The following is a 12,996-nucleotide window of genomic DNA, read 5'->3' as shown; positions in this document are numbered from 1 at the left end:
CCACCCGACAATGATGAACAAGGACCAGTCAAACCGGGGATTTACCCTCATCGAGTTGATGATCGCCATGGTGGTCATGGCCTTCGGCATCCTCGGCTATATGTTTCTCATGAACCGGGCCATTGAAGGCCGGGTCTTCTCCCGGGAGATGAGCCGGGCGGTGATTGTCACCCAGCAGCAGCTGGACCAGCTGCTGGCCGCCGATTTCAATAGCGACCTGCTAGCGGCCGGCAACCACCCCACCGCCGCCGAAGACACGGCCGACGGCAATAATGCCGACGGCCTGCTGACCACCACCATGCAGGGCTTTGAGTATAACACCCGCTGGGAGGTGACAGATACAACCGCGACATTGAAAACCATCGAGGTGGAAACAACCTGGAACATCAAGGGCGAGGCATCAACCGCAACCAGATTTAGACCCATCTACTTAGGTTCCATGAAAAGAGAATAACCATGAAGACACTGAACCAACCCCTCACGATCAACAACAACCAGGGCATGGCCCTGGTGGTCGTGCTCCTGGTCATGGTGGTGGTCACCGTCCTGGCGGTGGGCGTCTCCACCAGCTCACGCATCGACGTGAAAATTGCCGGCAACCACCGGGTGGCCACCGTGGATTTTTTTGTTGCTGAGGGGGGCAACCAGATCGAAGTACCGAGAATCTCCACCGATAACGACCTGGCGGTGTCGGACATCACCAATCCTGCAACCCTGGATAATGACAGCACCTATACCATCGCCAGCCTTGACGGCAGCCCCACCTACCAGTCAACGATCAGATATCACTTCTACCAGGTTGCCATCGTGCCCGGCTTCTCACTCGGCTCGTTCAATCTCTATGTCTACAGCACCCAAACCGACCGCAATAGCAACAGCATTGAAACGGTCGAAAGCAAAATCGGACCCCAGTTATAACTGCTCCCTGGAGGCTTTGCCATGAAGACCAAACGATCTTTCCGCCACCTTTATCTCCTGTGTCTCCTGCTGTTGCTCTTCGGCCTCAGCAATACTCCAGCCATCGCCCTGGATACCGACATCTACGAGATGAATTCCATTCCCAATGTTGCCGTCCTGCTGGACAACTCCTGGAGCATGGATTTCGGCGTCTACGAGCACACCGTTGATTACGGCGGTTTCTACAATGAAGCGTCCGAGCTGGGCGACTATGACCTGATTGCCGGCAGCACCGGCGGCGTTGGGGGAACCAGCAACTATTTCTACGCCGCCGGCGGTCCCGGCACTTCCCCCCAGTATCCACGGAATGAAATTCTGCTGATCAAAGGCAATCTTGGCGTCTCGATCACCGTCAACGGGGTCACCACCACCGGCGATCCGGGCGATCCCGATTACATCTGGTACGTCGGCAGCGTCGTCCACACCTACACCTACATAGACCGAAACGGCAACTTGTCTGATGACGGCACCCATACCCCGCGGATTACGGTGGATGGTGACGGCTATATCCTGCTGGACGGCGATCGCCTGCCCCTGGACCGTGATGTCCTGCTCCATGATTGGCGGCCCAACCCAGACAACACCATGACCGACCATGGCCTTGGCGGCCAGATCAACGCCCCCGGCTGGTATTTCAGCGGCATGGAGGAGGTGACCGCCGGCGCTCATGATCAGGTGGAAGACGGCGATGCCAATGTCTATTTCTTTATCACCGGCAACTGGATCAACATGCAGATGATGTACAATCTCTACACCGGCAGCACCGTTGATGAAGACGACCGGACCTGGAGAACCAGAACCTACAGCAATGTGGAGTGGACCTCCGTCCCCCTGACCGGCATCGAGTCCCGCAACTACCCTGCAGTCTACGGTAGCGGGGCCGATCAGGTTTGGAGTCTTAACGCCCCTTCGGATAACTGCCAGATCAAATTCCACTTCAACGATCTGATTACCGAATCCTCCAATAAGGATTATGTCTCCCTCTATCGCTATGATACCTCCAATCCCAACCTGCTGGCCAAGCTGGGGGGCAATCTGGGCTCGGATATCTGGTTTGGCCCCTACGACCTGGAAGACAACAACGAAATTCACATCACCTTTAAAACCGATACCAAGAACAACAACTACAAGGGTTTCCAGCTGGACCGCTACGAATACCTGGATGACACCCTGGCCACCAGCGGCTACCAGATGCAGCGCCGCATCGACGTGGTCCAGGAGGCTTGCGTCTATGTCATCGAGATGACCCGCGGCAAGATAAACTGGGCCTTCAACCACTACAGCACCAATCAGCTGGAGAACTGGGAACCTTCGGTCAACCCCACCACCAACGATGACGCCAGCCGGGAAAACCTGGTGAACAAGCTGGAAAATGCCGAACCGGAACCGGATAGCGAATCACCCATCGGCGGCGCCCTCCAGGAAACCTTCAACCACTTTGAAAAGAAGGAGCATCTGCTGGATTCGGAATGCTCCAGCAACCATTGCATCACCCTCTCCGACGGCTACCCGTCCGGCGATGATAACTGGGAACGGATCGACGGCCTGACGTTCACTGACAGTGACGGTGACGGCTGGCAGTCAGACCCTTACCAGCCTCCGGTAGTAGACAACTATACCGACGATGTGGCCCACTATCTCTACACCCACAGCTTCCGCGACCGCTCTGAAGTGGATGAACCCACCTCTTCAGTCAACAACATCACCTGTCACATGCTCAGCTTTGTCCAGGGGCTGCCGCTTTTGGAAGATGCGGCCATGGACGGCGGCGGTGTCTACCTGGCGGCTTACAATAAACAGCAGCTGATCAATGCCTTTTATGCCATTGCCCTGATGATCATTGAAAGCTCATCCTACGTCGCCCCGGTTATCTCGGTGGACACTTCCAACAAGACCCAGAGCGGCGACCAACTCTATATGGCCTTTTTCAAACCGGGAGTAGACCGCTGGACGGGCAACCTGAAAAAATATAAACTTGAAAAGAGGGTGAAAAACGGCTGTCCTGACCGGACTGAAGAGGAATGGGTGGTTGTGGATGTCAACGGCGATGACGCGGTGGACTGCGATGGAGAGTTTATTGAAACCTCGCAGTCCTTTTGGAGCACTGAAGATGATGGCGGCGAGGTGGAAAGGGGCGGCGTCGGCCAGGTACTGAAAATTGCCCTGGATGCCTCCAGCCTGAATGACCCCTACAGCTACCGGAACATCAAAGTTCTCATGAATGACGGCTCCACGGAAGATTTCCTCCCCGGTGAATTCACCAACGCCCAACTGGGTGCCGCTGATGACAGCGAACGCTACAAGATCTTCAACTACGTCTATGGCTATACCTATGACGAGGACGGCAGCGGGGATCACTACCCGGTTGAAAAACGCTATTGGCCCCTGGGCAGCATGATCCACTCCAACCCGACGGTCATCCAGTATGAGTCATCTCCCTATGATGCCGACGGCAATTTTAAAACCTTTATCGTCATAGGCGGCAATGACGGCTTGCTCCATGTCTTTGACAACGACGATGGCAGCGAGGTGGTGGCCTACATCCCGGAAAACCAGCTTATCCGCCTCAAGCTCCTCAATCCCAGTGATATCACCGCTCCCGCCCCTCTGTTTTTCCTTGACGGGCCGCCCACCTACCGCTACACGTTTGATGCACAAGGCCGCATCGAACCCCTGCAGCTGCTCACCGGTGAGCGGCGGGGCGGTCGGGCTTACTACGGCCTGGATATCAGCGATCCCGATCCTGACAACTGGACCCAGGAATGGCTGATCACCAACGGCACCGCCGGCTTTGCCGAACTGGGCCAAAGCTGGTCGAAGATCCAGCTGGCCAAGATGAAAACCGCCGGCGGGACGATCACCGCCGCCGTCTTTGGCGGCGGCTATGACCCCGAAGAGGACAATGACCCTCGAGGCGATGACACCATGGGCCGGGGCATCTTCATCATCAACCCCGACGATGGCTCACTGGTAAAAAACGTTGCCTACTCGTCAACAGCCGGCGATCCGACCGAAACAATGACCTATGCCGTCGTCGCTGATCCCCAGGTCATTACCGACGGCCACGGCTATCTCACCGATATCTTTTTTGCCGATCTCGGCGGCCAGATCTGGAAAATCTCCTACAACAACAGCACGTACACCTGGTCCGATCCCGACCGGGTCTTCACTTCGGGCGGCGACCGGAAGATGTTCTATTCCCCCTCCGTTACCCTCCTGGGAGATTGCGATTATATCGACGGTTCCGGCGACCTGCGTGATTATCGGACCTATATGCTTTTTGTGGGTACCGGGGATCGGGAAAAACCGATGGAAACAACAATTCACAACCGGATCTATGGCATTGTTGATGCCCATACCGCCGGCACCCCCCTGACCGAAGCTGATCTGCTGGATGTCACCGATGACGAACTGGATGTCGATTCCGGCGCCACCGATGCCGAAAAAGATGCCCTGCAGGCTCTTTTGCGGGCCTCCGCCGGCTGGTACATTGCCCTCGATGAAATCCCCGATAGTGAAAATCATCTCGGTGAAAAAATCCTCTCGGAGGCAGTCATCTTTTACGGCATCGCCTACTTCACCAGTTTCACTCCCTATGGTGATGACCCCTGTGACCCGCGGGGGGATGCCAGGGTCTACGGCCTGAACTACTGCAACGGCACCGCCGGCTTGAACTACAACCCGGCCAATGATGCCGGCGATGACGCCGCCTATGACCTCACCGACCGCTACCGGACCATCGGCCAATCCATTCCCTCACCGGTAAAGATTGTCATTCGGGAAGGCAAGGTGGGCGCTTTTGTCAGCGTCGGCGGCAGGCTGGGTGGCGCCGGCGGGGGCGGCTCACCAAACATTCCCCAGCCCCCGCTGGCCATTGACATGATCAACTGGCAGGAGAGGATTGGTCAGTAATGCAGGCAACAATTCCGTTTAAAGGAGAACAACACATGAAAAAATTGCTATCTTTAGCAGCAATGTTGCTCTTTCTTGCAACCGCAGTTCTGAGCCAGGCAGCCATCGTTCCAGTAACTGACGAAGTTGTAACCGGCAAAATAACCAGCATCACCCTCCATAATGATCGCTATCGGGTGAAAATCAACACCCAGGATGGTAAGGAGATGAAATTCAAGTATGGCTACCAATCCCTCTACGTTCCCCAGGATAACCAGCTGCTACTCCAGCAGGTCACTGACTGCAAGGCCGGCCGGCATACCATCGCCACCATCGCTTATCAGAAATCGGATGGCAAAATCATCAAGATAACCTGCCGGGGGCCGGGAAAAGGAAAATAATCTTTCCCAACCTACATTGCTAAGACAATAAAAAAAGCCCTTTCGACATGAAAGGGCTTTTTTTACGCTACTTAAAACATGTGCTCTCTTTATGCCCGCACCCGGCAAAGCTCGATTGGGGCACTCCCAGAGCATGACATCCTGGCTATTCCTGCGGGGTACCGAAAACCTGGGTATAGAGCTTTTCACCCAGCTCTTCACCCTCAGCGACCAGCTGCCGGTAACGGATGAAGTCGATGGTATCCTGACCGGTAATCTTCTTGGTGTTGAAGGCATTAAAGCCCATGAAGGCCTCATAGTTCATATTCGCCGCCAGCCAGTGCCGATTGGGCAGCTTCATCTGATCCCAGAAGAATTTTTTCTTGGCCCGGATGCCATCGACGGACTTCATCAGACAGTGGGGCATCAGGTTGGCAAATTTCCAGACGATCTCATCAACGGCCTCATCCAGCAGGCTCAAATCAATCTGGGCCTCCTTCACATAGGCCCGGGCCTCCTTGGCAGCTGCCCCGGTTTTGAACTCACCATAGGCAATTTCGCCATCTTGAACCCAGCTGTCAGTAATCACCAGCGGATTGCGGACCCATTGATCACCCTCTTTGATCACCGGAACCACCTTGGTGAGCAGGCCCAGCCGCTTCATCTTATAGGCACTCCACATTTCACAGGACACACAGTTCCACATGGCATCCTCAATCCCCAGATACCAGGGGAGAAAATCGGTGGAACCGCCATCGGGGGCGGAACCATGCTTCGGACCCGCCTGGCCGAGAATAGCCAGATCGGAAGCCACCGAAAGATCGGTCGCCATGCCAATCTCCTGGCCGCCGGCCACCCGCATGCCGTTGATCCGGCAGATGGTGGGTTTTTTACAGTTCAGGATGGCATCGACCATGCCGTTGAAAAGGTCCATGTAATCGCCATACTCCTGGGGCCGCTTGCTATAGTACTCGGCATACTCCTTGGTATTACCGCCAGTGCAGAACGCTTTGTCACCCACGGCAGTAAAAATTGCCGCCACGACACTGGGGTCAGCCGACGCCCGCTGGAAGCCGGCAATCACCCCTTTAACCATGTCGGTGGTATAGGAGTTATACTGATTGGGGTTGTTGAGGATGATCCAGCCGGTATAGAGGCCGTCAATCACCTTTCCCTGCGGATCAAGCACCGGCCGCTTCTCGTAGATGGTACAGGGCGCTTCACTTTCGCTGCCAAAATGGGCATCAAGCCACATGCCATGATCTTTTTTCCCGTGTTCACGGGGTATCCACTCTAAAGCCATTGTCCAACTCCTTGTTCTGGGCACATTATTATTTGGTAAACGGTTGTGGTTGTTTTTCCTAAAAATCAGGTTCCAGCACAATCCGGCGCAGCAGCGGTTTGGCATGCACTTCAGCAAAGGACTCCCTGATCGTACTCATGGGCCTGGTTTCCAGAAACGGCTCAATGGCCACCTTGCCACTCTGCACCATCTCCAGAACTGCCGGATAATATTTGGGATGGCAGCCCCAGGTACCAATCAGTTCGGCGTCAAAGGCCATCAGACGGGAAATCATGTATTCATGCTTCACCATATTGAAGCCGACGATGATCATCTTGCCGATGAAGGACAAAAGCTCGAGGCCCAGCGCCTGCCCGGGCTTGGAGCCTGAACATTCAAATATCTTCCAGCCGAAATTATGGGGCACCCCCCGCTCTTTGGCAAAAGCTTTAATCTCCCCCTTCACCTCTTTTGCCGTTTTGCCCATGACATTGATCGCCAGGTCGGCACCGTACTGGCAGGCCCGCTGCAGCTTTTCATCATCAACATCAACGGCAATCACCACCTGGGCTCCCATGGCTTTGGCAATCTGGGTCATGTAAGTACCAACGCCGCCGCCGGCGCCGATAACCACCACCAGATCACCTTCGGGGAAGTAAGGTTTGTCCAGTTCAGCCCGGATCGCCGCCTGGTAGGGAGTCGTCCCGGCATCGGCAACCACCGCATAGTGGGACAGAGGCAACCCCTTGAGATCCTCAATAACGCACACCCCATCGGTAGGCACGACGATGTGGCTGGAAAAACCGCCATAGATCCCCAGGCTGTTGCCGGGCATCTTCTGCGCCAGACAGCGGTTGCCGCGGCCGGCCTTGCAGATCTGGCATGTGCCGCAGGGCATCACCGCCGGAATGATGACCATCTTGCCGATCATCTCGGCGTCGCCGCCGATCACCGTGCCGCTGATCTCATGCCCCAGAGTAAGGGGCGGTTCATTGACGGTGGGCACCCCATCATAGAAGTATCCCAGATCGGTATGACAGATGCCGCAACCGGCAACTTTCACACACACCTCGCCGGCCTTGATCGCCGGCATATCAATCTCGGTTCGGACCATCTCCCCCGGCTTGACCATCTGCCAGGTCTGGATTTTTGCAGGTATTTCAGACATCGACAACCTCCTTTGACGGCAGCCAGCGTGAGATCATTTATTCTGCCACTCAGGCTTGCGCTGCTCAAGAAAAGAACTCAACCCTTCATGGGCATCGTGGTTTTTCATACAATCATTGAGATACAGGTCTTCGACCGCATCAAGAGCGGCGGCAAACGGCTTGCCTGCAGCCGCCCGGAGTGCTCTTTTGGTTGACCGCAGGGCCGAACCGCTCAGGGAGGTAAAACGGCTGACAAATGTAGCCACTTCATCATCAAACTGCTCAACCGGTACTACCTTGTTCACCAGTCCGCAGGCCAGGGCTTCAGGAGCCCGCAGGGCGTCACCGCCAAGAACAATTTCATAGGCCTTTTTCGAGCCAATGATCGCCGGCAGGGCGGCGGCAGCAATCGGCGGAAAGACCGCCAGCTTGATTTCCGGCTGGCCGATTTTAATGTTTTCAGCGGCAACAATCATATCGCAAAACAGGGCCACTTCACAGCCGCCGCCCAGCACCGCGCCTTTGACCGCCGCCAGAGTGGGAATCTCCAGGCGGTCCAAACGGCGAAAAATGCCGTGAAAAACCCCGATCATGGTCCCGACTTTATCTTCGGTATGGTCGGCCACATCAACGCCAACCGAAAAGGCTTTCTCGCCGGCCGCCTGGATAACCAGCAGCTTCAGTTCGGCACCGGCCGCCAGCACCTGGTCCAGGGCTTCATTCATCTCCCGCATGGTGGCAATATCAAGCCAGTTCAATGGCGGGCGATTAATGGTCAGATACGCCGCGCCGCCCTTCTCCTCATAGGTAATACATTGATAATCAGCCATTGGTACTCCCCCTTCGTCCTGATGGTCTAGAAAAAATGAATATCCCGCTCCAGATCCTGAGATGCCTAACAGTCATAAACTGTTTACGGTTCAAGGTTGCGGGTTCAGGGTTTTAAGCTTCTCCGTATACCGTCGACCGTACCTCTTTTACCGCTCCCTTAAATGTATTGGCCACCGTCAACTTTGATAACCTCACCGGTAATGTGACCGGCAGCATCAGAAGCGAGAAAAGCCACCAGATTCGCCACATCTTCCGGTTTGCCGGCTTTTTTCATCACTCCTTCATTGATGGCAATCTGCTTGAATTCATCGGGCATCGCTTCGCCCATCTCGGTCAGGATAAAACCGGGTGCCACTGAATTGCTGGTCACCTGATACTTGCCCAGATCCTTGGCAGCCGCTTTGGTCAGTCCGATAACCCCGCCTTTGGCGGCCGAATAATTGCTCTGCCCGAACTTGCCCCGTAGACCATTAATCGAGGTAATGGTAATGATCCGGCCATAGTTCTGCTCCCGGAACAGGGGCGCCGCCGCCCGGATAAAATTGAAGGTGCCGGTGAGATCCACATCAATAACCCGCTGCCATTGCTCCGCGGTCATTTTCCAGATTACCCCGTCCCAGTTCATTCCGGCGCTGGTAACCACAATATGGACCGTACCCCAGCGTTCCTTGACCTGATCCATCATCTTCTGGGCGTCATCGAAATTTGCCACATCCGCTTGGCAGGACAGCGCATCACTACCGAAGGCTTTGATCGCCGCCACCACTTCTTCCGCCTTGTCGGCACTCTTGTTGTAGTTAACTGCAACCTTCGCCCCCAACCGGCCAAGAAGCTTGGCGATATCGGCGCCAATCCCCCGGCTGCCGCCGGTAACAACGGCAACTTTTCCCGTCAAGTCAATCATCGTCAACTCCTCTTTAACCTTATGACCTTCAGCTTTCAGCCATTGGCCGTTCGTTTATGATTCCCGCTTCATGATGACAGCCATCGTTGCGCCGCCGCCGCCACAAATGGAGGCAACACCAAACTCCTTATCCAGCCGCTTCAAGGCATAGTATAAAGAAACGATGATCCGGGCACCGCTGCAGCCGGTGGGATGCCCCAAGGCGATGGCGCCGCCATGAACATTCAGGCAGTCAAGATCAAGGTTGAGCATCGCCACATTGCCCAGGACCTGGGAAGCAAAGGCTTCGTTTATTTCAAACAGATCAATGTCCTTCAACGTCATGCCGGCCCGCTTGAGAACCCGGGGAATGGCAACTCCCGGCCCCTCACCCATGTAGGTGCCTTCAACCGCCGTCTGAGTGAAATCAACAATGGAAAACAACGGCTTCACGCCCCGCTTTTCCGCCTCTTCCCGGGCCATGGCCACCAGCATCGCTGAACCGTCCGTCAAGCCACAGGCATTGCCGGCAGTCACCATACCATCTTTCTTGAATGCCGGCCTCAGGGACGCCAGCTTTTCCACCGTGGTCTCGGCTTTGATCGATTCATCGACAGCAAACTGATACTCCGCCTTTTTTCGGGTTGCCGGAATGGTCACCGGGATAATTTCCTCGTCGAACCAACCGTTTTTCCGGGCCTCATCCGCCCGCTTATGGGAATTAACCGCATAGAGATCCATATCTTCCCGCTTGATGCCGTATTTCTCCGCGACATTTTCCGCCGTCATCCCCATGGAAACCTTGGCAATGGGATCAAAACTATCACCCCAGCCATCTTCCAGCTTCTGGTCGCCCATCTTGAAACCACCGAACCGGGCACCCTTTAACATATAGGGAATGGTACTCATGGATTCCATCCCGCCACAAAGAACGATATTCCCCTGCTCCATGACAATCTGCTGGACAGCCATGGAAACCGCTTTCATGCCGGCCGGACACGCTTTGTTGATGGTAACGCCAGGAACAAAGGAGGCACAACCGCCCTTGAGAGCCACCGTCCGGCCCGGGTTGACATGATTGCCGGCTTGGCGGCAGTTGCCGATAATGGATTCATCCACCTCGTCACCAGCGACCTGCGCCCGTTTCAACGCCTCGCGCACCGGGAAACTGCCAAGATCATATACCATCATATCCTTCAGCGTCCCGCCAAAACTGCCCATCGGCGTCCTGACGGCGCTGACAAACACCACATCGGTCATCTTGCGCATACTCATGCTCTCCTTCTCAGGTTGGCGGCATCATCACATCCATGCCATAATCATTACTATATCTTTGCCCACAAGCAGATGGCAATAAAACTAGAGCCCCTCGGTCGTCCCGGCATGTTTCATGTTGCTGGTGAAAGGTAGCCGCAACCGGCCAACAAAACCATCGGCGATGTCCTGCCACGTTCAGACCTTTCTGGTGAAAATAACCTTCAATCCGGAAATTTCCCCTGCGTTGCAGCCATGACAGCCAGCCTTCCCGACGGCTACCGGAAGATCATCAACGGGATCGAGCAGCATCACTTCATGCCCCATCTCTTCATAAGACTCGACAGCCAGCTGCAGCCGTTCGCCGGCGGCACTGAACTGCCGCCTCCAGCCAGCAAGGATAAGCTCTTCCCCCTTGGTCATGGCACCCCCTGCCAGGCAGCATTCTCCTCCTGCAGCTTTTCCATGGAGGCTGGAGGGGTGCAATATATATGCCACCAGCCTTCCCGAACCAGCCAGTGAATGCAGCCGGACGAAAGCACCATACGATTCATTGCAGGGTCAGAAAGCATGCTGTAAACCTCTCTTAGCCTGGAGAAAAAACATGGCTTCAGTCGGCATCCTGATGATAAAATTTCACCATGCCAGGTGAATTTCTGCTGACAAAGCAAGGATCAACACCCCAGAGGCCAGCTGTCCCATAACCTGATCAATGGCAACTGACAACCGTGGGCACAGTGTCCCTGCAAATCTCGGATACTTACCACGTACCCGCAAAGGCAAGGGGCCGTAACCACACCTGGAGCCGGCCGGGGATCATCGGCAGGCAAACAGGCAGGAATGAACCCGGGAACAGCCGGGAAACCGCTCCAAGCACGAAATAATCCCGCTTACCCTTCAAACCCCAACCGCCACTTCCAGACCCTGAATCCGGGCATATAAGCCGGCAAAATCGCCGGTACTCATGAGTACCACCAGGCGGGGTGACCCAGCCTCCCGAACCAACCGGTCAAAAATTTCCTCAACACTGGCTGCCGCTTCTGCAGCGATCCCTCGAACAGCAAGATCAGCGGCCAAGCGGACCGTATCGAGGCGCTGGTCGTCGGGCAGCAGTTCTCCCCGGTACACCGGCGCAATCAGGACTTCATCAGCGGCATCAAAGGCACGGGCAAACTCCTGCTGGAAGAGATTGCGCCGGCTGGTTGCCGTCCGAGGCTCAAAAACCGCCACCAGCCTATGGTCCCCATACTGGGCTCGCAGAGCTTCAAGCGTTTTGGCAATGGCTGTCGGATGGTGGGCAAAGTCACTGATGAAAATGGTCTGCCGCCAACACTGGATCACTTCCTGGCGCCTTTTCACGCCGGCAAAGCTTTCCAGCCCTGCCGCCGCCTGTTGCCGGCTGATCCCAAGATTTCTGGCCAACAGGTAGACGGCCAGTGTATTGGCGGCGTTATGTCTGCCAATGGTGGCCGTCGGCAGGGTAAACGGCTGCCGATCAACCCCAAGAACGGTAAGCAGGGAGCCGCCACCCTGAGGCCGGCAATCCAGCAGTCGGCAGTCAGCCGCCTCATGGTCACCATAGGTAATCACCTGACAGGGACTTTCCTTCAGCAGCGTGGCAAGACGGGAACAGTCAGCCGCAGCCACGATAACTCCGGAGGCCGGCATTCGAGCGATCAACCACCTGAACTCCTCTTCAACAGCCTCAATGCCGGAGAAAATATCGGCATGATCCATCTCCAGCCCGGTAAGCAGTAGGTGCGTAGGTCGATAATGATGAAACTTGGCTTTTCGATCAAAGTAAGCCGCATTATATTCATCACCTTCCAAAACAAAAAGCGAAGGCGATCCCAGCTGATAATTGGCGGCAAAATTATTGACCAGACCGCCAATGAGAAACGACGGTTGCCGGCCGGCTGCCTGCAACACCCAGGCAGCCAGAGAAGCAGTGGTCGTCTTGCCGTGGGTTCCGGCGACCACCACCCGGGTGGTGGCCTGCTGGAGAAACTCTGACCACAACACTTCCGGCAGTGATCGACAGGGCAAACCAAGCTCCTGGGCCCGCTGAACTTCGGGATTGTGCCGGGCAGCCACATTGCCAACCACTACCAGATCCAACCCGGCATCAAGCTGTTCAGGACGGTAACCGGGGACAAAGGAAAGCCCACGGGCATTCAGGATGTCACTCATGGGTGGATAGCTGCCAGCATCCGAGCCGCTCACCTGCCAGCCCTTCTCCTGCAGCATGCAGGCCAGCGCAGCCATGGCGGTACCGCAGATTCCGATTAGATGTATTCTCCCGGTATTCAGATCATTGACCATCAACGCCCCCCAACCCATGCCGCACTTCTGCAACGACTCTCCAACTAT

General features: G+C 55.6%; 11 protein-coding genes. 4 read left to right on the top strand and 7 right to left on the bottom strand.

All coding sequences use genetic code 11. The features are described from left to right. Nucleotides 1-10: 10 nt before the first annotated feature. From JXO50_09305 to JXO50_09290, 4 genes are read left to right on the top strand one after another with little or no spacing between them, the layout of a single operon-like run. Nucleotides 11-454 (top strand): prepilin-type N-terminal cleavage/methylation domain-containing protein, encoded by a 444-nt coding sequence (locus tag JXO50_09305; GenBank protein MBN2333287.1) that lies wholly within the window; start codon nucleotides 11-13, stop codon nucleotides 452-454. 2 nt (nucleotides 455-456) lie between these two features. Then, entirely contained in the window at nucleotides 457-918 is a 462-nt protein-coding gene (locus JXO50_09300; GenBank protein MBN2333286.1) for a hypothetical protein, read from the top strand. A 21-nt stretch (nucleotides 919-939) separates the two neighbouring features. Next, entirely contained in the window at nucleotides 940-4,869 is a 3,930-nt protein-coding gene (locus JXO50_09295) for a hypothetical protein (protein MBN2333285.1), read from the top strand. Nucleotides 4,870-4,904: 35 nt separating this feature from the next. Then, nucleotides 4,905-5,249: a hypothetical protein gene (locus JXO50_09290; protein MBN2333284.1), complete on the top strand. Its 345-nt coding sequence runs from the start codon at nucleotides 4,905-4,907 to the stop codon at nucleotides 5,247-5,249. Between the two features lie 145 nt (nucleotides 5,250-5,394). On the opposite strand, the gene oah is transcribed toward JXO50_09290, so the two are convergent. From oah to JXO50_09255, 7 genes are all read right to left on the bottom strand, one after another. Beyond that, the gene (oah, locus tag JXO50_09285) at nucleotides 5,395-6,531 is read right to left on the bottom strand and encodes a 6-oxocyclohex-1-ene-1-carbonyl-CoA hydratase (protein MBN2333283.1); all 1,137 of its coding nucleotides are present in this window, start codon (nucleotides 6,529-6,531) and stop codon (nucleotides 5,395-5,397) included. Between the two features lie 58 nt (nucleotides 6,532-6,589). Then, the gene (gene had / locus JXO50_09280) at nucleotides 6,590-7,678 is read right to left on the bottom strand and encodes a 6-hydroxycyclohex-1-ene-1-carbonyl-CoA dehydrogenase (protein MBN2333282.1); all 1,089 of its coding nucleotides are present in this window, start codon (nucleotides 7,676-7,678) and stop codon (nucleotides 6,590-6,592) included. Nucleotides 7,679-7,711: 33 nt separating this feature from the next. Then, nucleotides 7,712-8,488, bottom strand: coding sequence for an enoyl-CoA hydratase/isomerase family protein (locus JXO50_09275; protein MBN2333281.1), 777 nt, complete (start codon nucleotides 8,486-8,488; stop codon nucleotides 7,712-7,714). Between the two features lie 158 nt (nucleotides 8,489-8,646). Then, nucleotides 8,647-9,390 (bottom strand): SDR family oxidoreductase, encoded by a 744-nt coding sequence (locus JXO50_09270; GenBank protein ID MBN2333280.1) that lies wholly within the window; start codon nucleotides 9,388-9,390, stop codon nucleotides 8,647-8,649. A 57-nt stretch (nucleotides 9,391-9,447) separates the two neighbouring features. After that, nucleotides 9,448-10,632: a thiolase family protein gene (locus JXO50_09265; GenBank protein MBN2333279.1), complete on the bottom strand. Its 1,185-nt coding sequence runs from the start codon at nucleotides 10,630-10,632 to the stop codon at nucleotides 9,448-9,450. A 192-nt stretch (nucleotides 10,633-10,824) separates the two neighbouring features. Beyond that, entirely contained in the window at nucleotides 10,825-11,049 is a 225-nt protein-coding gene (locus JXO50_09260) for a hypothetical protein (protein MBN2333278.1), read from the bottom strand. A 474-nt stretch (nucleotides 11,050-11,523) separates the two neighbouring features. Next, on the bottom strand, nucleotides 11,524-12,966 hold the full coding sequence (locus JXO50_09255; protein ID MBN2333277.1) for a hypothetical protein: 1,443 nt from the start codon (nucleotides 12,964-12,966) through the stop codon (nucleotides 11,524-11,526). Nucleotides 12,967-12,996 lie beyond the last annotated feature (30 nt).

This window comes from Candidatus Anaeroferrophillus wilburensis, assembly GCA_016934315.1.
GTDB classification, from domain to species: domain Bacteria; phylum Desulfobacterota; class Anaeroferrophillalia; order Anaeroferrophillales; family Anaeroferrophillaceae; genus Anaeroferrophillus; species Anaeroferrophillus wilburensis.
The sequence above is the reverse complement of the archived record's forward strand: the minus strand, read 5'-3'. Positions and strand labels throughout refer to the sequence as shown.